This is a genomic window from Pseudomonas sp. ZY71 (genome assembly GCF_036542145.1).
Taxonomy (GTDB): Bacteria; Pseudomonadota; Gammaproteobacteria; order Pseudomonadales; family Pseudomonadaceae; genus Aquipseudomonas; species Aquipseudomonas koreensis_A.
This window is the reverse complement of sequence record NZ_CP144274.1, coordinates 2,850,329-2,874,491: the sequence shown is the minus strand read 5'-3', so window position 1 is coordinate 2,874,491 and position 24,163 is coordinate 2,850,329. Positions and strand designations below refer to the sequence as shown.

The window sequence follows — 24,163 nt, the reverse complement described above, 5'->3', positions numbered from 1 at the left end:
GGAGCTGATCTTCATGCCTTTCAAACCTGAGTTCGGCTCAAGAAGGAGCCGATCTTCATGCCTTTCAAACCTGAGTTCGACTCAAGAAGGAGCCGATATTCGTGCTTTTCAAAACCTGAGATCGGCTCAAGAAGGAGCCGATCTTCATGCTTTTCAAAACCTGAGTTCGGCTCAAGAAGGAGCCGATCTTCATGCTTTTCAAACCTGAGTTCGGTTCAAGAAGGAGCGATATTCGTGCTTTTCAGAACCTGAGTTCGACTCGGTATTTCAGGTCGGCGTACCTTGCCAAAACACCGCGGTCAGTCCCCTCTCCCTCCGGGAGAGGGCTAGGGTGAGGGGCTTTTGATCTTCATCAACGCGCAGCAACCGCCTGGGCAGTGGCGTCGGTGAAGTCGAAAACCTTGCCACCCTGCGCTGAAGCATATTGCTGAGCCTGCCCCTTGAGCAGAAACGCACTCAGACGCCCCTTCGCATCACTGGCAAACCACGCCTGCTCCGCGAGCAACTTGATCCCGCTGTCACTGGCCTGCGCATACACTGCCCGCACGTTTTTGCCTGCCTGCTTCAAAGCCGCCAGCGCGGTAAACGCCTCTTCCGCAGACGCGTACTGCCGCACCTTGCTCTCACCGCGCACCCAGATTTCCGCGACATGGCTGAAGTCACTGATCGCTTTACCGGTCGCCGCATCCGTGGCCTTCAACGGCGTCTGCGCGTAGTTCGCCAATTGCGCGGTGTAATCCAGACCCGACGCCTTGAACGCCGCACGGATGTACTGATCATCAATGAAGCTGTTCAGATCGAGCCCGCGATCAGCCTTCTTCAACAGCTTCAACGTATCGATAGCCGTGCCGACCGCCTGGCGATATTCCGGCTTCCAGCTCAGGTCGCGGGTCTGCACGCCGAGCGGGCCGTGGAACAGGTAATTCACCTCGGCATCGACACCGGTGACTTTGGCGATCAGCTCGCTGTACTTCTCAGGCTCGGCAGCGAGCAGTTGATTGGCCTCGATGCTCGCGCGCAGGTACGCGACGACGATCTCCGGATACTTCTTCGCATAAGCCTGATCCACCAGCGCACCGTGGAATGTCGGCGCATTGGCCTGGGCGCCGTCGTAGATCTTGCGGGCGAAACCCCGGCTCGGGAACAGCTCGGCGAACGGCACAAAATCGGCGTGAGCGTCGATTTTGCCGGCCTGCAACGCGGAGCCGGCGACTTCCGGCGGCTGGGCGATGATGTTGACATCCTTGAGCGGATCCCAGCCCTGCGCCGCCACCGCACGCAGCAACATGCCGTGGGCGGTGGAGGCGAACGGCACAGAAATCGTCTTGCCCTTGAGTTCGCTGAGCGACTGCACACCGGATGCGCTCGGCACGACGATGCCGTTGCCGCTGCCCTTGATGCTGCCCGACAACACGCTGATGAACAGGCTGTGCTTGCCGGCGGTTTCAAACGCGACACCGTTGAACGCACCGGGGAAATCGGCCATGGCGCCGAAGTCGAGTTTGCCGGCGACCATCTCGTTGGTCAGCGGCGCGCCGCTGGTGAAGTTCTTCCACTGCACGTCGTACTTGGCGTCTTTGTAGGCGCCGTCGTGGGGCAGGTATTTGTCGAGCAGACCGAGTTCACGAATCAACAAGCCGCCGGCGGCGCAGTTGATGGTGGTGTCCTGGGTGCCGATGGCAATGCGGATGGTTTCGGCCGAGGCCGACAAGGTGAACGAAGCCAGTACCAGACCGGCGATTGCTGCACGCAACATGGTTATTTCCCCTCGAATCATTTATTTGAGTTCGTCTCCGCCGCGATCAGGGCGCGGTGGGAAACGAGGGGTTTTCGGTGAATCCAGCGTCCGGGGTTCACCGGATGGCTTTGGGTTGTCACAGTTCAAATGTAGGAGTGAGCCTGCTCGCGATAGCGGTTTTCCAGATGTTGATGTGCTGACTGACACACCGCTATCGCGAGCAGGCTCACTCCTACAGGGGATCGGGTTTCAACGCAGGAGATAGGGGATGTCGACTTTCACGGCACCCGTCGGGCAGTCCTTTTCGCACGGCATGCAGTACCAGCACTCATCGAACGCCATATAGGCCTTCTGCGTCGCCGGGTTGATCGCCAGCAAATCCATCGGGCAAACGTCGACACACACGGTGCAGCCCTTTTCGGCGATGCATTTGTCCTCGTCCACGGTGACGGGGGCGTTGGAGCGGAAGAAGATTTCCTGAGCTTGATAGGCCATGGTTCGGACTCTTTGATTTATTGATGTATCAAGCGGCGAATGCACCGACCCGCAAACGGTCGTAAGCCTGCATTTCTTCAGCATCGAGCGGGATGATGTAAGGCTCGACGGCTTTCTTGAAACTGGTCATCTGGCCGTCATCACCCTTCTTCAGGTGGCAATGGCAAAACCATTCGCTGTCGTTGCGCTGCGGATGATCGACGCGATAGTGGTACAGGCCCCAGCGGCTTTCGGCGCGGAACAACGAGGCGCGGGCGGCCATTTCGGCACAGTCGCGGATCACGCTGGTTTCCATCGCGCGCATCAGTTCGTGGGCGTTGTTGGCCTTCATCTGCTCGAGATCGCGTTCGATGTCGCTGAAGCGTTGCAGGCCTATCTGCATTTTCTTGGTGACTTTCGGCGGTTGCAGGTAATCGTTGACGAAGCGCCGCAGCTTGTATTCGACCTGGGCCGGCGGCAGACCGTGCTCGCGATCCAGCGGTGCGTAGACGCGGGCTTTTTCCTTTTCGATCTGCTCGGCATCCAGCGCGGAAAACTCGCGCCCGGCGACAAAGTCGGCGGCGTTATGTCCGGCGAACCAGCCATAGGTGAACGCGCCGAGCATGTAGTTATGCGGCACGGCGGCCATATCACCCGCCGAGTACAAGCCTTTCACCGACGTCTCGGCACGCTCGTTGACCCACACACCAGACGCCGAATGACCGCTGCAAAAGCCGATTTCGGAGATGTGCATTTCGACCATCTGCGTGCGGTAGTCGGTGCCACGATTGGCGTGAAACTGCCCACGGCTCGGCCGCTCGTTGCTGTGCAGAATCTCCTCGATGTTCTGGATGGTTTCTTCGGCCAGGTGATCGAGTTTGAGGAACACCGGGCCGTTGCCGCTTTCCAGTTCCTGGTGGAATTCCCACATCATCTGCCCGCTCCAGTAGTCGCACTCGATGAAGCGTTCGCCCTTGTTGTTGGCGGTGTAACCACCCAGCGGGCCGGTGACGTAGGCGCAGGCCGGGCCGTTGTAATCCTTGATCAGCGGGTTGATCTGGAAGCACTCGAGGTTGGCCAGTTCGGCGCCGGCGTGATAGGCCATCGCGTAACCGTCGCCAGCGTTGGTCGGGTTTTCGTAGGTGCCCATCAGATAGCCCGACGACGGCAGACCGAGACGCCCGGCCGCGCCACAGGCGAGGATCACCGCTTTGGCTTTGATCACATGGAAGTCAGCGCTGCGGCAGTCGAAGCCCATCACACCGTTGACAGTGCCCTCCTCGTCGGTCAGTAACCGCGTGCAAACGAGGCGATTGGTGATGCTCACCCGGGCACGTTTCAACTGGCGATAAAGAACCTTTTTGATGTCGTGCCCTTCCGGCATCGGCAGCACATAGGCGCCCATGTGGTGGACTTTTTTCACCGCGTAATCGCCGGTCTCGTCCTTCTCGAACTTCACGCCCCAACGGTCGAGCTGTTCGATGGTTTCAAAGCTGTGGGTGGCGTAGGCGTAAACGGCGGCCTGATTGACGATGCCGTCGTTGGCGATGGTGATTTCCTTGGTGTACTGCTCAGGCGTCGAGTGACCGGGAATGATCGCGTTGTTCAGGCCGTCCATGCCCATGCTGATCGCGCCGCTGCGTTTGACGTTGGCCTTGTCGACCAGCAACACGCGCAAGTCGCGGTTCTTTTCCTTGGCCTTGATCGCGGCCATCGGGCCTGCGGTGCCGCCGCCGATGACGACGATGTCGTATTCCTGTTCGAGAACGTTGCGGGTCATGCCTGCTCCCCTTTTTGCCGGTCGATCCGCAGACGGTACTGGAACGCATCGCCACGGTAGTAAAGGTGTTCGAAGTCCAGCGGCTGGCCTTGCGCGTCGTGGGTCAGGCGTTCGATACGCATGATCGGCGAGCCGGCTTCGACGTTCAGCGCCTGGGTCAGGTCGCTGTCGGCGAGCACCGCGTCGATAGCCAGATCAGCGTGCCCGAGGGCAATGCCGCAGTCGTTTTCGAGGATCAGGAAGATGTCGCGAGTGACCAGGTCGGCCTTCTCCAGTCGCTCGCCGACGGCTTTGGGCAGGTAGGTGATTTCCAGCGAGATCGGCTCACGGTTGATCAAGCGCACGCGTTTGATCTGCGCGACGGTCTCGCCTTCGGCGACTTGCAAACGCTCGGCGACGCGCTTGTCGGCGGGGATGAATTTGAAGCTGCGCAGGCGGTTGATCACCTCGTAGCCACGCCCGGTCATCGACTCGGCGAGGCCTTGCAGGCTGCTGACGTTTTGAAAGGTTTTCGGCTTGGCGACGAAGGTGCCTTTGCCGTGGATCTTGAAGATCAGCCCTTCCTTTTGCAGATCGCCGAGCGCCTGGCGCACGGTGATGCGGCTGACTTTGAACAGCGCACCGAGTTCGCTTTCGGAGGGCATCTGGCTGTCTTGCGGGTATTCGCCGTCGAGAATCCGCGCACGCAGGACGTCGCGCAGCTGGGTGTGCAGAGGAACGCTGCTAAGGGAAAGAACGTTATCGGTCATCACGGGATCACTTGTTATAACGAGTTATGACGTGATCTTAGATTTGTTATGACGAGGTTGAGAAATATTGTTTGGGCATAACCTTAGATGCTTCACACGATCGCTTTTTGTAGGAGTGAGCCTGCTCGCGATAGCGGTGTATCAGATACGAATCCGGTGCCTGACACACTGCTATCGCGAGCAGGCTCACTCCTACACGGGAATTGTGTGCTACTGGCGTTTGAGGATCTGGTCCATGACCCAATCGGTCTTGAGGGCTTGTTCGGCGACGGCGGGATGTTTGGAATCACCACGAATGTGAGCGTTCATGCCCAGCACGTGATGCCACTGAATGTGTTCGTGATGAGGGATGTCCAGGCTGATGATTTCCTCCGCATGCAATTGCACGGGATGCTCATCAAACACCGAAAAACTGATCCGCCCAAGGCTGCCGATGATCTCGACCCGATCCTCACGCCGATCCGCAACAAAGCTCCAGCAACCCATGCCCAGTGCCCCGGAGGCAAACCGCCAACTGGCGCTGACGGCGTCTTCTGCCGCGTACAACCCGGCCTGACGCGCAGTGAAACCGGCGACCTCGACAATGTCGCCGAGCAGGTACTGGAACAGATCAAAACCATGACTGGCCAGATCAGCGAAGTAACCGCCACCGGCCACCGCCGGATCCGTGCGCCAGTTGTCGCGTCCGTCCAGATCCGCCGGCGACGGTGCCTTGGTCAGCGTCCAGCTCAAATGCCGCACGTCACCGATGCGCCCCTCCTCCAGCCATTGCCGCACTTGCGCAAAGCGTGGCAACGAACGGCGATAGTAAGAAACGAACAGGTGCAAACCCGCCTCGGCAAACGCCTGCTGCATTTCCCGGCTCTGCCCGGCATGCAACGCCATCGGCTTTTCCACGCAGCAATGCTTGCCGGCAGCGGCGACTTTCAGGCTGTAGGCATGGTGGCTGTCGGGTGGCGTGGCGATGTATACCGCGTCCACCTCGGGATCGTTGATCAACGCATCGACGTCGGTGTAGACGCGATCGATGCCGTGGCGCGCGGCGTAGTCAGTCACGGCCTCAAGCCGTCGGCCCATCACCGCCACCAGCGCTGAACCGGGTGCTTTGTAGAAAGCCGGGCCGCTCTTGCGTTCAGCGACGCTGCCACAACCGATCATGCCCCAACGCACCACGTTCATGTCTCTTCCTTTAGCCAATGCGCAGGGCGCGCAGATCGAGGTGACCGTCCTTCAGCGGCGGGCACCAGTAGTAGCCGCCAGTAATCGGGCGGCTGATGCGATAGAGGCCATCGGTGATGCCGTCTTCCAGACCGCTCATGCGCCGCAGTTGTGCTTCGAAGGCATCCAGCGAGAAGCCGAAGGCGAGGAACATCAGACCGGCACGATCACCTTCGATCCACGGCATCGAGCGGCGCACGACGAACGCTTCCGGGGCGAAGCTTTCCTGCGCCGTGCGTTTGACGTGGGCAGAGACTGGCGCGTCGTCGATCTCTTCGTTATCGCTGAGGCGACGGCCCATGATGTTGTCTTTGTCGTCGGCCGACAGTTTGTGGAAACCCTTGAGATCGTGCTGCCATTGCTGGATCGCGGCGAAGCTGCCACCGACCATGCCATCAGTGCCTGCGCTTTGCAGGGCGGCGGCGATGGCGGCTTCGTCGTGCGGGTTTTCGGTGCCGTCTTCGTAGCCGGTCAGGTCGTGGCCATCCTTGTGGCGGAAGGCTTCCTGCATCTCGACCAGACGCAGGGCCGGGGCCAGTGCGGCTTCGAGGGCGTTGCAACGGTTGAGCAGTTCACCACGGTCGACGCCGTGCAGCCAGACCCACAGCGCGTGCTGGGTCGACGGGTTCTCGACGCCAACGCCGGTCAACGCCGGGAAACTGCGCAGGCCGTCGATCTGCACGTTGAGCGCCTTGGCCAGGGATTCGCCGAAACCGACCACCGCCGACTTGCCGTCCACCTGATTCAGCAGATTGTCGATCGCCTGCGGCAGCGCTTCCACCGACTCAAGGGCGAAAAACAGGTGACGTGCTTGCGCAGGAACTGGGGTGGCGAGAATGCCCGGCTGGTAGTAACTCATGTGAACTCCTTGGAAAGTGCGCGGGAGTTTACCTGTGGCCGGAGGATTTGTGGGGGTTTGGATGGAAGTCAAAAGCCCCTCACCCTAGCCCTCTCCCGGGGGGAGAGGGAACTGATTGGGGGATGCTGTGGAGATACGCCGACTTGAAAGTGCTGTACCGAATCCATAATCGACAAAAATCTTTCAGGTCGATGTATGACTCAAGACACCCCCGTTAGCCTTCACTCTCTCAAGTCCATAATCGACGCAATCTTTCAGGTCGATGTAACTCGCAGGACACCTCGGTCGGCCCCCTCTCCCTCTGGGAGAGGGCTGGGGTGAGGGGATAATAGTGCAGTGGTCTAATTTCCCCGGACACCCCGATAGGTGGAAAATACATCTATCGAGGAGTTATTCATGACTAAAAAACGCAGGGCATTCGACGACAGCTTCAAGCTGCAAGTCGTGAAGATGATCAAGGATCAGGGACTGACCGTTGTGCAGGTTTGCCAAGATCTGAACATTGGTGAGACAGCCGTTCGACGCTGGGTGCAGCAATACGAGGCAGAGCAACTGGGGCAGGCCGGAATCGGCAAGCCATTGACGGCGGAACAGCAGCGCATCCGGCAATTGGAACAAGAAAATCGGCAGCTCAAGATGGATAACGACATCTTAAAAAAGGCTACCGCCTTCTTTGCCCGCGAGCTGAAGTAAGGTATCGACTGGTTCGGCAGCTGCAACAGAAGGCTTACTCAGTGGCTCATGTCTGTCGGTTGCTGAGCATTAGTCGTTCAGGCTTCTATGAGTCTCAGAAGCGTGCCGATGCGCCTGTTCGGCAGAGTTGTCCTGTTCTTGTGCAACTCAAGGCGTCTTTCGCCGAGAGTGGAGGCTGCTACGGCAGCCGCCCTTTGCGCGACGCTTTGCGCGGTAAAGGCATGCTTGTCGGGCTGTATAAAATCCGTCGATTGATGCGGGCTAACGGACTGCGTTCAGCCTGGAAGCGCAAGTTTGTACACACAACCGATAGTAATCATGACCTGCCGATTGCAGAGAATGTACTGAACAGAAAATTTGATCCAGTAGCGCCAAACAAGGCCTGGGTAGCCGACATCACCTATATCCGCACCCGCAGTGGCTGGTTGTATCTGGCCGTAGTATTGGACTTGTTCTCGCGCAAGATAGTGGGCTGGTCGATGGCTCCGAACATGCCGGCAGAGCTGGTGTGCACCGCGATGCAACTGGCTATCGCGCAGCGTCAACCGCCACCAGGCTTGATTGCCCACTCAGATCGGGGCAGTCAATACGCAAGTGCAACTTACAGAGAGTTACTGGCAAGAAACGACATGCAGCAGAGCATGAGCCGTAAAGGTAATTGCTGGGACAATGCGGTGATGGAACGCTTCTTCCTGAGTTTGAAAATGGAGCGGGTATGGCGACGTGACTACGCCAACCATGCTGAAGCGATCCGCGACATCACCGAGTACATCGTTGGGTTTTATAACAACGAACGGCTGCACTCGAAACTGGGATATCTGCCACCGACCGTCTATGAGCGGGCGATGGCGTCAGAACCACCTATCGAGGTGTCCGGAATTAGTTGACCACTGCATAGAGGTAAAACACCGCCCTGAACGTGCAGCGCTGAATCCATAATCGACGCAATCTTTCAGGTCGATGTAACTCGCAAGACACCTCGGTCGGCCCCCTCTCCCTCCGGGAGAGGGCTGGGGTGAGGGTTGGCGTCATTACGCCAAGCACTCGGACTCAGCCCCGTCCAGCGCTTGAACGCCCGGCGAAAACTGCGCACATCGCTGTAGCCGACTTCCTCGGTAATCCGCTCGATCGGCATATCCGGATTGGTCAGCAGACTCATCGTCCGCGCCTGCCGCACCTGCTCCAGCAACGCCTCAAACGTCAGCGCATGTTCAGTCAGACGCCGCCGCAACGTGCGACTGCTCATGTTCAAATCACCGGCAATCTTTTCAATGTGACTGCCGCTACTCAGATCCCGGGCAATCGCCCGTTCCACGGCCTGAATCAGATCGAGCTTCTGATGCACCTGCGCCGCTTCCAGCTCCAGCAACGCCACTGCCTGACGCAATGCCAGCGAATGATGATTGGGCAGGTTTACATCCAGCCATTGCCCATCGATCAACATGCGATTGTGCAGGCAGCCGAAGCGCACCTCCGGCCCGAGCAGGCGCTGGTATTCGCTGAGGTAATCCGGCGCGGCATGCACAAATTCCACGGCAATCGCCTTGAACTCAGGCCCGACCAGCGCGCGGCCATACACCAGCAAACTGGCGAAAAACTCCTCGACCGCAAACACCTGCACATCAGCAAATGGCAGACGACATTCAGCATCGAGATGCACCTGCCCGCCAACCACATCGACACTGGACACCACGATCCCGCCCGAGGTGTGCTGATGCCGAATGCCCAACGCAAAGGCATCGCGCAAGGTCTTGCACAGCGACAACACATGCCCGAGCAGCCCCAACGTCCCAAGCACGTTTTGCGCACCCACCCACAGCCCCAGGCCTTGGTTGGGCAGCACTTTGAGCGCGCGCTGAATCATCGCCACCGCCTGACGATAGGAAATCCGCTGCGCCGGATCCTGTAGATCCTCAAGGGTGAAACCCAGCCCACGGCACAGGCTCTGGGGATCGATGCCCTTGTTCTGCGCGACTTCAGCGAGGGTTTGCAAAAGAAATGGCGAGACCAGCGCCAGTTCGAAGGTCGGGTCTTGGACTTTTACGTTCATGGGGGCTGACATTCCGGATCACGCTTGATTGTTATTTTTGTAACCGGTTATGTCGAAGGAAGTTAGCACAGGGTGCGCGAACTGTCCGCAGATGCCCCCCTCGGTGTCCGCCAATACCCTGCCGCAACGTACGCCAAACGCTTATTTCTAGCGTACCGGCGCTCCGAGCGACCGGTACCAGGTCCCAATCACAATAATAATGAGGACAGTCATGAGCCAGAACCGTGCAACATCCTTCTTGCCGCTCGCCCTTTTCATCGCGGGTTGCCCTCTGACGTTGCCCGCCCTGGCCACCGAAGCCGGCGTCGACAACATCGGCACCGGCACCGACGGCTTTTTCATGCTGCCGCTGGAAGTCGACAGCCTTCCGGAGAACATGGTCGCGTTCAACCTCTACTACAACCACTACAAGGCGCGAAAGCTCAACATCAGCTCGTTCGGCGGCAAAGTGCCGAATGTCGAGATCGAATCCACCGCAGTGATTCCGCGTCTTGATTATTTAAGCCCGGTGCGCATCTTCGGCGGACGCCTGGCCGGTTACATCGCCCAGCCGTGGTTGAAGCAGGAAGTCTCGGTGTTCGGCTTGAGCGACACCCGCGAAGGCATGGGCGATACCACCTTCGCACCGATCATCCTGTGGGACATGGGCAAAAACCTGACCCTCGGCGCCGCCGTGGAAATCACCGTGCCGACCGGCGAATACAGCGTCGATCGGCTGGCCAACACCAGCAACAATTTCTACACCTACAAACCGCTGTTCTCGTTCACCTGGCTGCCGACTGAACGCACCGAAGTCTCGATGAAGACCACCTACAGCTTCAACGAGAAGAACAAGGACACTGACTACAAGTCCGGGCAGATCTTCCACTTCGATTATTCGGCCAGCTACAAGATCACCGACGACCTGATGCTCGGCGTCAACGGCTACTTCCTCAAGCAGACCACCGACGACAAACAGTTCGGCCACACCGTGCAGTTTGCCGGGCAGGACGTTGATGATGGCGTACGTGGCAAGGTGTTCGCGATTGGCCCGGCGCTGCACTTCACCTTTCTCAAGTACGCCAGTGCGGAGATTCGCTGGGCCAAGGAGTTTGATGTGGAGAACCGGCCGGAGGGGGAAATGTTGTGGGCGAAGGTGAGTATTCCCTATGCGTTCTGAGTGTATTTGTAGGAAAACGCACCTGGATTTGTAGCCTGAAAACCTGAAAAACGGAGGGGAAGAATACGCCTACAGCGGCGGTCGAGATTACCGGACAACGGGGGGAAATGTCTGGCAGATTTAAAGGGTGCGCTTGCAGATACTGGGCTCCGTTATCCCATGGTTGCTCAAGGGCTCATGGGGTGCATCGTCTGCCAGTGACGACAACGGGCCATGTCCCCCCTTAAACTGCCGAGATTGATCACGGAGATCACTATGAGCATATTACTTTCCCCGTTTTACTCTGACTTCGAATCCGAAGAAGAGGCCGAGAGCTACGATCGCTGGTTTCGTGCCAAGGTGCAGGCTGTACTGGATGATCCTCGCCCGGGCATTCCCCATGAGGAAGCCATGGTGCGGCTCGACCAATTATTAGAAGAGAAACGCAAGAATCGACGCGCTGCCGCTTGAATGGAGCGATCAGGCTCTGGACGATCTGGCTGACATTATCGATTACATTGAACAATACAATTCCAACGCTTCAGCGGCTCTGCAGCACAAGGTGGGTGCAGCAACGCAAAGGCTTTCATCAATCCCTTATGGTTACAGATCCGGTCGAGTGCCAGGCACCCGGGAAATGGTGGTCAATCCAAACTATCTGCTGGTATATCGAGTGAACGGGCGCATCAAAATACTGACGTTAGTCCACACCCGACAACAATACCCACGAACGTCATCAACATAAAAAAGGGCGACCAACCGGCCGCCCAAACTTACTACACGAGAGTCTTTACAACGTCAGTTGCCCACGCTCCTCCTCGGTCAACTGTTGCTTCGCCTGTTCATCCAGCGCCCCGGCACCCAACACCTGCACCGGGCTGTTCGGGTTGTAACCCGGTGCTGGCACGCGGCTGGCACCATCACGAGACGGCGCCAGCTGTTCGTTGCCGAAGCTCAACACCTGCACGGTGAACACCGACGCCTGATTCTGTCGCGACGCCGCTTGCTGCTGACGTGCAACATCCTCCGCCGCTTGCGTGGCCGACGACGCGGCGGAACTGGCCGAAGTGATCGCCCCGGTATTCACCGCCGAGACCACTGGCACGCCGGTCGCCTTGCCCTGCACCGAAATGTTCGCGGCGTTGACCACCGTCAGCGCGGCGATGTTGACGTTGCCCGACACGCGAATCCCCGCCTCCCCCGCGTCGATGGTACCCAGCGGCGCGATCAGGTCGATGTCGCCCGGCGCCACTTCGGCGATCGGGTTGAGCGTGGCGATACCGGCGCCGGTGCTCGGTACCGATGGCGACAGGGTGACGTTGCCCCAAGTGTCGTAAACCCGTTTCGGCGGGGTATAGACCACGGTGGTTTTCGAGCCGCGACCAGCGTTGATATCGCCCTCGGCCGACCAGCCGAGAATCGAACCGCCGAAGGTGGTCATGATCCGGCTCTGGCCGAGCAAGATACTGCCCTGCGAATAGAGCTGAATGTTGCCCGAGCCCTGAGTGATGATCCCCGCCGTCGATGGCGGCGCTGCGCCTTCGATGCCAAACACCTGACCGCCGCCCGGTGTGAGCATCTGGATGTCGCCGCCGAACAGCGTCTTGACCCCTGCCCCGCCGTACATTGTGATGTCGCCGTCGTAGCGGATCGGATTGCCCGCCACATCGGTGGTCGGGAACAGCGCTGCAATGGCGTTGCGACCGCGCAGATAACTGCCAGTGCGCGGGCCATCGACGTCGTTGTATTCCAGGCCACCGGCACGCAGTTCGGCGAAGTAGACCTGCCGCGCGAAGATCGCCTGTTCGGTACTCGGCAGTGCGGCGTAGTACGCTTGCGCCTGCTCATCACTGCCTTTGAAGCCGTAACCGAGGGTCAGCCAGCTCTGCAGTTCATCGAGGTAGGTCTTGACCACTTTACCCGGCTGCGCGCTCAGGGACTGGTCAGGCCTGGCGACGTTCTGGCGGTTCAGATAACGCGCGATGAAGGCGGCATAACCGGGCCCCTGCGCGCCCACACCGGCCTGCATCACGATACTCGCGCCGGGGCGGTTATCACCCGCTACCACAGGCCCGATGCTAGTAATACTGGCGCGGTCTTCCATGAGGATGTTGCGCCCGGCGTTGATGTCCAGAACACCCGGCCCTGCGATGTCGAAGCTGCTGTAGAGAATGTCGCGGCCTGCCGATACCCGCGAGATATCCCGCGCATCGTTATGCACGAACAGGTTGCCTGTCGACGCAATGCCTTCGGTACGAGGCGTGCCCATTTCCGCGTTGGGTGCGGTAGCAGGCTGGCCGAGGAAAGTGCCGGACGCCACAATGTCGCGCCCGGCAAGCATCCAGACCGGCCCGGCCGCTTCGTACCAGGTGCGTCTGGAAAGATTGAACGTCAGCGTTTCACCGCTGCGCACGCCCACCAGATCCCCGGTCAGGGCATAGAAACGTGCCGGTGCCTGCACATCACTCAACCCCGAGTAACTGTTGGGCCCAAAGGCAAACAGCGGATAGCGCACATTCTTGTCCGCTGAAACACCGTCACTGTTCAGATTGGTCATGATTGGCGTCGCCGACGTACTGCTGCCGTAGCCATTGAATGCCGGAGCGAACGGCGTGGCGATGGCCAGTGGACTGGCGCCCGACTGGTTGATCGCATAGCCGCCGGCATAAATCGAATCCTGCGCCAGCAACTCCAGTTGCCCTGCATTCGACGGCGCCAGCAGCAATGAATAACTCGTTGCCGGCACTACGCCGCTGCCTTGGCTGTACACCGCTGACGGCCCGGCATAGATCGAGCCTTGCGCAGCCACTGCGCGCAAGATCGACGGATAGACAAAGCGCCCGTCGGTCGACGAGGTATTACGCGCAGTAACGGGACCTTGCCCGGTGGTTTCGCCCAGTTGGGTGCTCGGCGTCAGATTGCCGCCCGCTGAAAACAGGTTGATTGCCGTGTGATCGGTCCACAGCGAGAAGCCGCTCAAGCCGCCGCCGTCGTGTAAGACGCCGTCATCGGTGGTGAACGGCGTAGAGTTCTGCAAGCGCACCCGCCCCGGGTCCGCCGCCCCACCCAGCACCAGATCGCCACGGGTGTTCAGGCTCATGGCCGAATCGCCCGGGATCAACACCAGGCCGCCGGAAGCGCTGCCCAGCGTGGCCGTAAACGGATCGTACGGGCGGACTTCACGAACGTCCTGAACAGGGGCGGCAGCGCCATACTGAAGATTGATACCACCCAGCGCACCACCGGTCAGTTGTGCGGCACCGCGCAGGTTGATCAACGCACCTTGCAGATCATGTTGCGCAATACCGATGCCATTTTGTCCCGCCCGGGCCTGCAACGACGGGTTGACCGAGCCACCCACGCGGATGTCCATGTCGCCGCCGCCGGTCAATTGCAGAGTACCGTCGCTGCCCACACGTCCGGTGCTGCCGACTGCCACGATCAAGCCCTGCCCACGAGGATAAAGGTTGCTGTTGCCGCTGCCGCCCATGGCCTTGAGCATGCCGGCGTCAGCACCGGCGCGCAGGTTGATGTTGCCGCCACCCAACGTCCCGAAACCGGTGAACCCCACCAGGAAGGGGCCAGTGTCGACGCTTTGATCCGGCAACGGCTGAGTCGCGTAGCTGCCGAAGTTGATCCACCACGCCGTCGGCACATCGCTGCTGCCGGTGCCCTGACGCCAGAGCCAATTGCCCACGGCCACACTCGGCACCTGTTCCGGGGTATCCATGTTTTGCGAGTACCCGCGACGACCCAGCACATCGCCGGAAATCGAACCGCCGGCATTGATTGTCAGGTTGCCACCCATTTGCGGGTACCAGGCCTGATACAGGCTGTCGTTGCCACTGACCCATTTTTCGTAATCGCTGCCGCCACTGCCCAGCACCGAGCCGTTGTCCGACAGGCGTCCGCGCGGCTGGTTGTACAGCGGATCGACATCCTGCGACTGTGTGCCGGCGGTGTACACGCCGAACGGTGAGTCCATGCTCAGATCGCCCGCGGCGAGCACGTCCAGATCGCCGGTGCCGGTGCGCAACACGCTGAACATTTGCGTGCGGGTTTTGACGGTGATGCCCGGTTTGTTTTCGACGCACAGTTCCGGGAACGCACCGCACCAGGACGCCACGTCATCGTCGCTCATCGGGGAGCCGGCAGGCATGCCCAGCCAGTTGTCCGGCGCCCACGCCCAACGCGGCGCCGGCACGCAAGAGTTCGGCGCCCAGTCACACCAGTCTTTCAGATCGTCAGGCACTGGCTCACCGGGAGTAAAACCACCCAGATTGCCGTCGCCCCAGACCAGCGTCGGCGGTTTTTCCGTCACCTTCAAGCCGTAGTGGGTGTCGGCCAGACGCAAGTGCCCATCACTGGAAAGCGGCTTGATCGCGCGGCTGTCCGCCGCACTCAGATCCGCACCCGCCACCACGCGCATCGACCACGACGCACTGCCGGCCGGCAACATGCTTGCGACTGCCCAGTTGCGCCCCTGTTGCGTGCCGCTCAACGGTCGCAACTCAATGAACGCGGTGCCGTCGGCCAACACGACATCCGTCATCGACGGGATCAGCGAGCCACGCAACAGAGCAAGCGAACCGCTCAGGCGCACGCCCTTGATCGCGTTGGTGCCGGCCTCGACGTTGCCTGGCAACGGCACGCCTTTGGGCCAGCGCACGGCGCCGATCGCCGTTACGTTGTTCAAGCGGATGCCCGCGCCAAGGCGACTGCCCGCCGGCAAGGTCACGCTGTCGGCAAGTAACGTACCGGCGGCGTACAGCAACTGGCCCGTCGCATCGTGTACCGCAGCGGCCAGCACTGTGCCTGCGCCCAAGGTATACGGTCCGGCCAGGGTCGCCTCGGTGGGCAACAGGGTCCCGGTGGGCAGCGTCGCCGCTTGCAGCGGCGCGTCGTAGTTCAACGTGACACCGGCCGGGAACAGCGTGCCTTCGGCCAGGGTCACGCCCGCCGTCGGCACGATCAGGTCGCCACCAAACGGCTGGATGCCCGGCAAGAGTTTCCAGCCGGCATCGTCGACGGTTTCCGGCGGCGGCGCGAAGCCGTCGTTGAGGCTGCCATGAATATCGAGGTTGCCGCCGGCACGCATCACCAGACTGCCCGCCTCGCCCGAACCGTACACAGCGGTTTTCTGCGTATGCGGATTGAGGCTGGCATAGCGGTAGCCGGACAAGTCCACATCGCCCTGCACCACCAGATCGCCGTCGGCGGTTTTGCTGGCGATTTCCACGCCCGGCCGTAAATGGAACGCATCGGCGTAGGTGGCATTGTTCAGCCCCGCCAGCTTGTTCTGCAGCAGGTTGCGGTTGGCCAGCGCGGCGTCGATGAACGCACTGCTGTCAGCATGGATGCGGTCGAAGTAGGCCTGATCGATCACCTGATACGGCCGTCCGCTGGCCGCCGGGTCGACGCCGTCGGTGGCATCGGTATAACGCCGCGTGGCGTTAAGGCCAATCGACCGTGCGCCCTGAATGCTCAGCGCACCGCTGGCATCAATGGCGATGTCATCGGCACCGAGGCGCGGCGCGTTCAACTCCAGCGTGCCGCGCAACAGCCCGTCGGACTGCCCGGGCAATGTGCCCCGCACGGCATCGGTGCCATGACGCAGATCGATCCGCGCACCGGCGCCAAGGGTCAACAGACCCGCAGCGGAATTGAGCTCAACCGTCGCCCGGTTCGGCGCGTCGATGATCTTGCCGTAGCTGTCGACCCGCAGCACACGACCATGGGCGTCGAGCACGGCGTTGCCGGCCAGGGTCAGGCCGTTTTGCGCCGACAGGCGAATGTTGCCGACCCGCTCGCCGCTGGCATCGATCAAACCCGCGACGGTCAGGCTGCCGTTGTCCACCGAGACGTTCACTTCGCCAGCCTTCAGTCCGTCGCCAATCAGCAGATCCCCCTGCTTGAGTTGCAAACTGCGACTGCCGAAGACCTGACCGGCATTCAAGCGCTGGTTGAGGGCGGCAAACTGCTGACTGGCATCACCGTTCAGGTGCTGGGCGCGGATGTCCACGCCGGCGGATTTGTACGGCACCCACGTGCCGCCGGCATCGTAATGGCCGCTGCTGGTTCCGAGGATCTGGCCTTGCAGATCAACCATGCCCGCATCGCTGGCCAGCGCGACGGCACTGAGGGTGCCGGCCTGATTGTTCTGCGCCGAGAGGTCGATGCGCGAACCGGCGGCCTGGCGGATATTGCCGTGGCTGCTGTACAGCGCCACATCGCCGCCCCAGCTGTACTTGCTGACATCATTGAACGGCAAGGTGCGTCCGGCCATGTCCACAGACGCGCCATCGGCGAGGGTCAGATCGCCCTCGGATTTCACCAGCAGTTTGCCGCTGGCCAGGGTGATGCGGCTGTCCAGAACGACGCTGCGGGCATCGAGCGTCAGTTCCGCGCCCAAGGCATTGGCGGCCGCTGGCGTGCCGGCGCCGGTGAGCGTCAGGTTGTTGCCGGCCTTGAGCAGGTTGACCGAAGCGGCCTCCCCGGTCAGCAAGGGTGTGCTCAGGTTGAGATTGCCGCCGCTGTAGACATAGCCCTTGACTGGATCGTAAGCGCCCTGTTCCTGGTACACCGCTAGGCTGCCCTTGTGATTGGCGGTGATGCGCTCACTGGCGCTGAGGTTGACGTTGGCAAAACCCAGCGCCAGCCGATTGTTCTGCTCCAGACCGCTGGCCTGCGGATTGGGGCCGTAACCGAATTCGATGCGCTGCGCCTGAATATCGAGAGTGCCGCGGCCCGTGCCGGCGCCGCCAGTGATGACGGCGCCGGGATGCTGGCTGGCGCCGTTCCAGATCAGATTGGCGGTGCGAATGGACGCCACGTCAGCGCTTTCACCCAAGCCGTAAATGGCTGGCGTGGTGAATATCAGGTTCTGCAATTTACTCACGCCCGTCTGCGCGTCCAGCGTATCGAGGCTGACGTTGCCGTAAAAGTTGAACGCATCGCGGCTGGTCAGGCTCAAGGTTTCCAGCGCGGGTGCAGCAAACTGCGTATCACCGCGCAACAGGCGATCGAGCACGTTCTGGTTCAGGGTCAGACCGGTCGGCACGCGGTTGCCGGCAGCGCTCAAGGCTTCGGCGCTGCCAGCGTTGACGGCGCCGACAGCCAGGGCCAGATGGCGGGTGCCGAAGCGTACCGACTCATCGAGTTCAAACTGCTTGTCGGTGGCGGCGGTAATGCTGCCGTTGGAATAGAGCAGCGTCGGGTTGTTACAGACGGTCGTCGGGCACTTGCCAATACGAATGTCGCCCGCACCGGAAGTACCTTCCGCTACCGCAGGCGCCAGGACGTTGGTCCAACCGTTCGACACCATCAGCAGCGCGGCCGCCCCCGGCTGGTAGATGAAACCACTGCTGGAGTCGTACGGCGCGTTGCCACGGCCCAGGGTGTTGATCCCCGAGCCGGCTTCGAGGGTAATGCCACCATCGCTGCGGGCGGTGCGCAACAGCACCTCGGGCGCCGACAACATCGCCCCTTCGCGCAGGGTGATCGACGTCGTGTAGCCAGTGAACGAGATGATATTGCCCGCGCCGCTGTAATCGATCAGCGGTTGCGCGCCGAGGGTCAGGCGCCCGGCATTCAGACCGTTGAGGCTGTCGGCATACAGCGACACGCCAGTGAAACCGTCGGTGCGAGAATGCCCGGCGCCGAGAATTTCAAAGTCCATTGCCCCGCGTACCGTGGCCGTTCCGACCACCCCGCCGGCGGCCGGGGCGAATAACGCGCGGCCGTTGAAATCCAGGGCAACGTCCTGCTCGGCACCTGGCATCAAATACAGATTCAGCGATTTGCCATCCATAGGGGCCAAGGCCCGGGGCACGCCACGCCGTGTCGCGTCACTCTGGATGAATTGGCTGAAACCGGTCTCGTTGTACTGCGAATAACGGCGCAGGACATCCGCAGACGTCAGAATGACCTGGCTGGGCAGGCTGTTACGCAGCCCGGTGTTGGCAATCGACATCTGCCCCGAACGGGTCCACGAACCATTGCGCATCTGCAACGCGTCGTTGCTGACGCCTGCTGTGGCCTGACCATTGACTTCGACCCGGAACGCCCCGGGCAGCAAGGCAAAGGTCGAGGGCAGCAATGTGTAGGTGCCCGCCGCCAGACCCGGCACGCCGGCACCGAGGGTAATCTGCTGGCCGATGCGCGGGTCGACCGCCCCAGCCTCGGCGAGCATCGGCGCGTAGTCACTCTGATTGCCCGGCACGATGGCGTACACCGGATTGCTGGCAAGGCCCGGCAGGCTGAAGGTGCCGTCATTGGCGTTGCGCACCAGCGGGTTGTAGCGGGCATCGGTAGAACCGCCGCGCCCGGAGACAAACCCGGCGCCGCGCAGATCACCGCCACCGGACAAATCAATCAGCGCGCCGCTCTGTACATCGACATAGCGCGAGGTCAGCGTCACCCCGGCCGTGTCCGCACTGATGCCCTTGAGCTGAACGGATTTGCCAGCGTAGCGATAGTCGATGCCGTCGGTGGTTCCGCCATACGGCATGACCAACCCGGCGGCGCTGACCGAAGTCACGCTACCCGGCAGCAGGTGCAGCTCGCGGGTATTGACCACCGTCTCACCGCCAAGGCTGATCATGCCCAGCGGTGCGCGGATTACCCCGCCTTGTTCTATGCGCCCGGCCGCCAGTGTCAGGTTGCCAAACACCGAATACGGCAACGCGGCCGGTGCGGCCCCGCTGCTGCTGATGCGCAAGGTGCGAGCCGGATCGGCACCGGGGATCACGCTTTGGTAGCCCACCCGCACCTCGGCGGTGACATCGCTGGCAGGATAGATCTGCGCGGCACGCAGGTTGAGGTCGCCCGGTGTCCACAGTTCGGTTTTCTCGACATAACCGGTCGGCGCCAGAAAGCGCAGGTCACCACGGCTGTGCAGGGAGACCTGATCAAAGCCACGACGCGTCACCTGCAAGTCCGCACCCGTGAGCTGGACAATATTGCCCGCGGTACCGAACGACAGGCTGTTGCTCAGGTCCAGTTGATCCGCACTGGCATTGAATTGCCCCATCGATACACGCGTAGTCGGCGTGTTCATCACCCGTGGCCGAAGGTTGCCCGGCGCCTCGAAATACTTGCCCGTACCCGACAGGCGCAGGTAGGGCGCAGACAGGTCGATACGCGCATTGTCTTGCGCGCCTTCGGCCAGCGAAATCGCGCCGGCATACAAACTCAGACTTTGCTGCATGTGCAGATTGACGTCCCCGTCGAACGACAGCAGGCCGTTGCTCAGCACACTCAGATTATCGAACCCGCCAGCCATCAACCGGTCGGCACTCAGGCGGGCACGCCCGTATTGCAACGCGGGCGCCGCTTCTCCCGGTTGCACATCGGCCGGCAACAGGGCATCAGCGGTTTGCTGGCTGATGATGATTTCGCGCGGCACGCGCACCTCATTGCTGGCGTCACTGCGCAGATAACTCGGCGTCTCCAGGGCGATCTCCAGGCGCCCCCCCGCCGCACCGACGCCACCGGCTGCCGCGCGCAGGTCGCCGTCGATGAACAGGCCGTTATAGGAACTCAAGGAAATTCGCCCGCCGTCCGTAGCGACCGCCGTCGGCCCCTGCCCGGCGATATCCAGCAGCGCCTGCGCACCGGATGCGTCAAGCCGCGCGCCATTGCGCACGACGACATAGGCATCGGCCGCCGTGGCGGTGGCCTTCCTCGCATCGGTTTCACCGCCAATGATGATGCTGCCGCCCTTGCCCACCAACCCATACACCCGGCCCAGCGCATCCATGCCCGTGGCAGCGCGCCCGGCGACATCGAGCACGGCGTGGTCGCCGATCCAGATCGAGCGGTTGTGGGCATTTTTGTCAGCGACTTGCGAGGCCTCGGCGACATTCATCGAGCCGAACTGCTGCTGGCGAATGTCGATGATGCCGCCCCAGGCATTCAACTCACCGTCGACAGTAATCTGTCCGGCGCCGCGCACGTTGATGCTTTGCCCCGGGTCGACACTGATGCGCGAGCCCTGGCCAAGGGTTAACGCATTACGCGCAGGATCGCTCAACGCCACCTCGCTGGAACCGGCCTGCAAGCTCAGGCTGGCACCCGCGCGTTGCGTCAGTTGCGCCTTGCCCGGATTGTCCTGATAGAGCGTCGGCGTCCACAGTTCCAACGCCTGTTGCGGGGCGACACCGCTGGCCTGACTGGCTGCCGCGTCAGCAAACCGGTAAACCGGCATCAGCACGTCAATCAGCGTGTTGTCCGCAACGTCCAGGCGGTTGAGCCCGATCAGGTTGTAGGCCGAAAAGCCCTTGTCGAACAGATCTGCTTGCAGCTGCAAGGTATTGTCGGCGAGATCTTTGTCGGTCTGGCCGATCAGCACATTGCCGGCCTGAATCAACAGGCTGCCACCGCCCGTCACACCGTAGCCACGCAACTGGCCAGCGAGGCGCAGATGACTGTCACCCGGCGCTGACAACGCACTGGACTCCAGCGTCATGTCACCGCCCTTGCCCCCCCAAGTCTTGCCGTTGGCCAGGATCGCGCCGCCGGAGGACACGTCGAGCAGGCTGCCGGTGCCGATTTCGATGTCGCCGCTGCTGCGGATCGAAATCACGCCACCGTCCAGATACGCAAGACTGCTCGCGTCATCCGGGTCAGTGCGCAAATTGCTCCACAGCCCCCGGGTGTCCAGTTGCACTTTTTCCGCCACGCGAACACCTGTGGTCGTGCCCGCAGGCGCAACGATGCGGGTATCGGTGACACGGTCGGTATTGAGCTGGTTGAGCACGTTGCCCACATGCAGGCTGCCGCCCCGCGCAATCAGGTCGGCGTTGACCTGCACCTGCGGCGCGTAGAGGGTGATATCGCCACCGTTGCCGACCGTCACGGCGCCGTCCACGTCGATGCGCTCTTTGGCGGCGACCTTCAGTGCGCCCAGTTGCCAGTCACTCAGTTGTGCGGCATCGAGAAACAGCTTGCCATTGCGCGCCTCGGACACCACGCCGGTCAGGCCCGCGTCGTTATCGCCGAGCGGACGCTCAATGCCGATCTGCACCTGATCGAGCAACGGACTGAGGCCATAGAGCACGCCACCCGCCGCCGCGACGTAGGCGGCATCGTAACCACCGACGATCAACTGCCCGCGCCGCGCGAGTGCGGTCTGACGCTGCGCGTAGCCATCGAGCACGGCACGCGGCGCCTGAGTCTGGCGCTCGCCCTGATAAACCTGCCCCAGCAGTTGCCCGTCGAGCACCGCGTTACGGGTGCCGATCACCAATTGCCCGGCATCGCGACCCACGGTGTAGCCCGCCTCCAGGCGCTTGGTCGGTGCGATCAGCGGATTGTAGTAATAGCTCGTCTGACCCCAGCGTTCGCTGCTGTCTTCATAACCGTTGTACAGACCGCTGTAGAGCAGATCGCCTGGCGCCTTGGACAATTCGTAGAGATGCCCGTCAGCACCGCGCAACCAACTCTGGCGAATCTCGCCACTTTGCACATCGAGCGTGCCGCCAGACAGGTTGATCAACGAGCCCTTCTCGGTCACCACGTCATTGCCGGCGAAATTTACCGTCCCGCCCTGGGCCATCCATTCACCGATGCTGTGGCCCTGGGTGCCAAGGTAACCACCGACTTCGAGCAACCCCCCTGCCGTGTACCAGCGATCCGTGGCGTAACCGTTGGTGCCGGCGGGCACGTAGACCAGTTCACGCACGTCAACCCAGACGTCGTTGCTGTTCAGCGCAGCTTTGTCGCGGTTGCCCGAAGCGTCGCGCTGTTCGTTGCCCTGCACATTGATCTTGATGCTGTTGGATTCCATCGCGACTTTCACGCCGATGGCGCCGGAAACGTCGATCAGCGCACCGTCGCGCACCAGGCTGCGACGCTGCGCGGCCACGGCGATTTGTCCGCCCGTGGCCAGGGTAATCGAACCGTTCTGGAACTCGACGCTGCCACCACTCTGGATGTCGATGCGCGATTGGTCACTGCGAATCGAATTGGTCGGGGTAACGGCGGTCAGTGCGGACTGATGCTGGCTGTCGAGGGCCGTGAGGTCACTGCTGTCGAGCATGATCGCCGTGGCACTGCCCTGCCCCAGCGTCACGCTGCCTTGGGTGTCCGTCGCCGGGTTGAGCAGATGAATCGTGCCGCGCGTGGCGACCGATGTGCTGGCGAGCAATACGCCGTTTTGCACGACCTCATGGCCGGTCAGGGTGATGTCGCCGGTCGCGGCCTGAATCAGTCCGTTGTTGCTGACCTTGCCGGCAACGCTGGCGGCTTTGAAGCCCGGCGTGACTTCGTTGCCGAACGTCGTGGAGAAGCCGTTGCCTTCAGTGCCCGAACCCTTGCGAATATAAAAGCGATCCCCCGCCCCCAGCACGGTCTGGCCCTTGGCGGTGTTGATGCTGCCGTCGTTCTGCACTTCGCTGCCCAACAGCAAGGCATAACCGCCGGCGTCGGTGGACTTCGCCGGTCGCGCGGTTTCAATGGACGCCCCGCGCTCCACCAGCACTTTGCCCACCGCGTCGGTGAACGTCGGCTGGCTGGCGCTGCTGTCGAAATACAGGCCGCGATCACGGAACTGGATATCGGTGATGTTGGCGGCGGCCGCCACCAGGTTGCGCACGTTGACCTGACTGGTGCCGCTGAAAACGATGCCGTTGCGGTTGATCAGCATCACCGTGCCGTCGCCCTTGATCTGCCCCTGAATCTGACTGGCGCGTGCACTCGGATCGTTGACCCGGTTGAGCACCGCCCAATTCGCTTGCTGGGCAAATTCAACGCTGGTGTTACGCCCGACGTTGAAGGTTTCCCAGTTGAGAATGGCTTTGTCGGCGGTTTGCTCGATCTTCACCGTGGTCTTGCCGTCGGCCTGAGTCTGTTGCGGGCCTTTCGCGTTCTGCCAGCCCTGGGTGAGGCTGTTGTCGACCTTCAGCCCCCCCTCGGCCAAACCGTCCGGAACAAACTGCACCGAGCCCAATGCCGTCGCGCGTCCGGCCGCTTGCGCCGCTTGCTGTGCAGCAATCGCGGCGACGGTGTTGTTCAAGGTCTGAATCGAACGCTGCAGCTGTTGGTTGGCCTTCTGCTGTTGCGCCAGCGGCGGCGTCATCCCCGGCAAACCGCCGGTGCTGGGCCGTGCAGCGCTCGCCTGCTGCGCCGCGCCCTTGGCGGCAAACCATCCCGAACTGAAAGCAGTGGCCGCCTCGGCGCTGCCCGCCACCAGACACAAGGCAATCGCCTGCGCCAACGGCTTGAGCATCCACAGCGCCGGATCGACGACAAGACGCTGTTGAGGCTGGACACGGGTACTGCGACGGGATGGGCGAGCGAGCATCACTACGAGATCCTTTTGGGTTGCCACACGAGGCCGCAGGTCGGGTGGACCCTGCTGTTATGACATAGGCGGTTGGCGAAGGCCGCGACCGAACGGATGTCACACAAACTTCATGATTGAGGAGTAGATCGGCCAAAAAAAAGCAGCAGCCCGAAGGCTGC

At 61.5% G+C, this 24,163-nt stretch carries 13 protein-coding genes; 5 read left to right on the top strand and 8 right to left on the bottom strand.

Translation table 11 applies throughout. The features are described from left to right. The first annotated feature begins 13 nt into the window (after positions 1-13). Positions 14-208, top strand: coding sequence for a hypothetical protein (locus VY732_RS12785; RefSeq protein WP_331695595.1), 195 nt, complete (start codon positions 14-16; stop codon positions 206-208). Positions 209-352: 144 nt separating this feature from the next. Here VY732_RS12785 and VY732_RS12780 read toward each other — a convergent pair whose 3' ends face one another. The 6 genes from VY732_RS12780 to VY732_RS12755 form a co-directional block, all read right to left on the bottom strand. Beyond that, on the bottom strand, positions 353-1,756 hold the full coding sequence (locus VY732_RS12780) for an ABC transporter substrate-binding protein (RefSeq protein ID WP_331695594.1): 1,404 nt from the start codon (positions 1,754-1,756) through the stop codon (positions 353-355). A 231-nt stretch (positions 1,757-1,987) separates the two neighbouring features. Further along, positions 1,988-2,233 carry a 4Fe-4S dicluster domain-containing protein gene (locus VY732_RS12775; RefSeq protein WP_003225615.1) on the bottom strand — a complete coding sequence of 82 codons (246 nt, stop codon included), beginning with the start codon at positions 2,231-2,233 and terminating at the stop codon, positions 1,988-1,990. 28 nt (positions 2,234-2,261) lie between these two features. Then, on the bottom strand, positions 2,262-3,992 hold the full coding sequence (locus VY732_RS12770) for a fumarate reductase/succinate dehydrogenase flavoprotein subunit (protein WP_123595398.1): 1,731 nt from the start codon (positions 3,990-3,992) through the stop codon (positions 2,262-2,264). After that, complete coding sequence (locus VY732_RS12765; RefSeq protein ID WP_038368826.1) at positions 3,989-4,741, bottom strand: GntR family transcriptional regulator; 753 nt, start codon at positions 4,739-4,741, stop codon at positions 3,989-3,991. Before VY732_RS12765 ends, VY732_RS12770 begins: the two co-directional genes overlap by 4 nt. A 210-nt stretch (positions 4,742-4,951) precedes the next feature. Continuing rightward, on the bottom strand, positions 4,952-5,920 hold the full coding sequence (locus VY732_RS12760) for a Gfo/Idh/MocA family protein (protein WP_331695593.1): 969 nt from the start codon (positions 5,918-5,920) through the stop codon (positions 4,952-4,954). Between the two features lie 10 nt (positions 5,921-5,930). Then, on the bottom strand, positions 5,931-6,818 hold the full coding sequence (locus VY732_RS12755; protein WP_116029061.1) for a Dyp-type peroxidase: 888 nt from the start codon (positions 6,816-6,818) through the stop codon (positions 5,931-5,933). Positions 6,819-7,214: 396 nt separating this feature from the next. Between VY732_RS12755 and VY732_RS12750 the strand changes: the two genes are divergently transcribed. Next, positions 7,215-8,398 (top strand): IS3 family transposase gene (locus tag VY732_RS12750; RefSeq protein WP_331691757.1). Its coding sequence is split into 2 segments (ribosomal slippage): positions 7,215-7,479 and positions 7,479-8,398, totalling 1,185 coding nucleotides; the frame shifts between segments, so codons are not numbered across the junction. Between the two features lie 65 nt (positions 8,399-8,463). On the opposite strand, the gene VY732_RS12745 is transcribed toward VY732_RS12750, so the two are convergent. Next, entirely contained in the window at positions 8,464-9,561 is a 1,098-nt protein-coding gene (locus VY732_RS12745) for an AraC family transcriptional regulator (protein WP_331695592.1), read from the bottom strand. A gap of 211 nt (positions 9,562-9,772) precedes the next feature. On the opposite strand from VY732_RS12745, the gene VY732_RS12740 reads away from it, so the two are divergent. The 3 genes from VY732_RS12740 to VY732_RS12730 all read left to right on the top strand — a co-directional run bounded on the left by VY732_RS12740 (position 9,773) and on the right by VY732_RS12730 (position 11,444). After that, entirely contained in the window at positions 9,773-10,720 is a 948-nt protein-coding gene (locus VY732_RS12740) for a SphA family protein (protein WP_331695591.1), read from the top strand. A 255-nt stretch (positions 10,721-10,975) separates the two neighbouring features. Beyond that, positions 10,976-11,170: a type II toxin-antitoxin system RelB family antitoxin gene (gene relB / locus VY732_RS12735; RefSeq protein ID WP_077573204.1), complete on the top strand. Its 195-nt coding sequence runs from the start codon at positions 10,976-10,978 to the stop codon at positions 11,168-11,170. Continuing rightward, positions 11,151-11,444, top strand: coding sequence for a type II toxin-antitoxin system RelE/ParE family toxin (locus tag VY732_RS12730; protein WP_331695863.1), 294 nt, complete (start codon positions 11,151-11,153; stop codon positions 11,442-11,444). Before relB ends, VY732_RS12730 begins: the two co-directional genes overlap by 20 nt. 45 nt (positions 11,445-11,489) lie before the next feature. Here the strand turns inward: VY732_RS12730 and VY732_RS12725 are convergent, their stop codons facing one another. After that, positions 11,490-24,002: a filamentous haemagglutinin family protein gene (locus tag VY732_RS12725; RefSeq protein ID WP_331695590.1), complete on the bottom strand. Its 12,513-nt coding sequence runs from the start codon at positions 24,000-24,002 to the stop codon at positions 11,490-11,492. Positions 24,003-24,163: the final 161 nt, after the last annotated feature.

What these genes read in the sequence shown, in the direction of transcription:
- VY732_RS12725 (WP_331695590.1), bottom strand. Translation starts at nt 24,002, where the DNA reads ATGCTCGCTCGCCCATCCCGTCGCAGTACCCGTGTCCAGCCTCAACAG.
- VY732_RS12780 (WP_331695594.1), bottom strand. Translation starts at nt 1,756, where the DNA reads ATGTTGCGTGCAGCAATCGCCGGTCTGGTACTGGCTTCGTTCACCTTG.
- relB (WP_077573204.1), top strand. Translation starts at nt 10,976, where the DNA reads ATGAGCATATTACTTTCCCCGTTTTACTCTGACTTCGAATCCGAAGAA.
- VY732_RS12740 (WP_331695591.1), top strand. Translation starts at nt 9,773, where the DNA reads ATGAGCCAGAACCGTGCAACATCCTTCTTGCCGCTCGCCCTTTTCATC.
- VY732_RS12760 (WP_331695593.1), bottom strand. Translation starts at nt 5,920, where the DNA reads ATGAACGTGGTGCGTTGGGGCATGATCGGTTGTGGCAGCGTCGCTGAA.
- VY732_RS12755 (WP_116029061.1), bottom strand. Translation starts at nt 6,818, where the DNA reads ATGAGTTACTACCAGCCGGGCATTCTCGCCACCCCAGTTCCTGCGCAA.
- VY732_RS12785 (WP_331695595.1), top strand. Translation starts at nt 14, where the DNA reads ATGCCTTTCAAACCTGAGTTCGGCTCAAGAAGGAGCCGATCTTCATGC.
- VY732_RS12765 (WP_038368826.1), bottom strand. Translation starts at nt 4,741, where the DNA reads ATGACCGATAACGTTCTTTCCCTTAGCAGCGTTCCTCTGCACACCCAG.
- VY732_RS12770 (WP_123595398.1), bottom strand. Translation starts at nt 3,992, where the DNA reads ATGACCCGCAACGTTCTCGAACAGGAATACGACATCGTCGTCATCGGC.
- VY732_RS12775 (WP_003225615.1), bottom strand. Translation starts at nt 2,233, where the DNA reads ATGGCCTATCAAGCTCAGGAAATCTTCTTCCGCTCCAACGCCCCCGTC.
- VY732_RS12745 (WP_331695592.1), bottom strand. Translation starts at nt 9,561, where the DNA reads ATGAACGTAAAAGTCCAAGACCCGACCTTCGAACTGGCGCTGGTCTCG.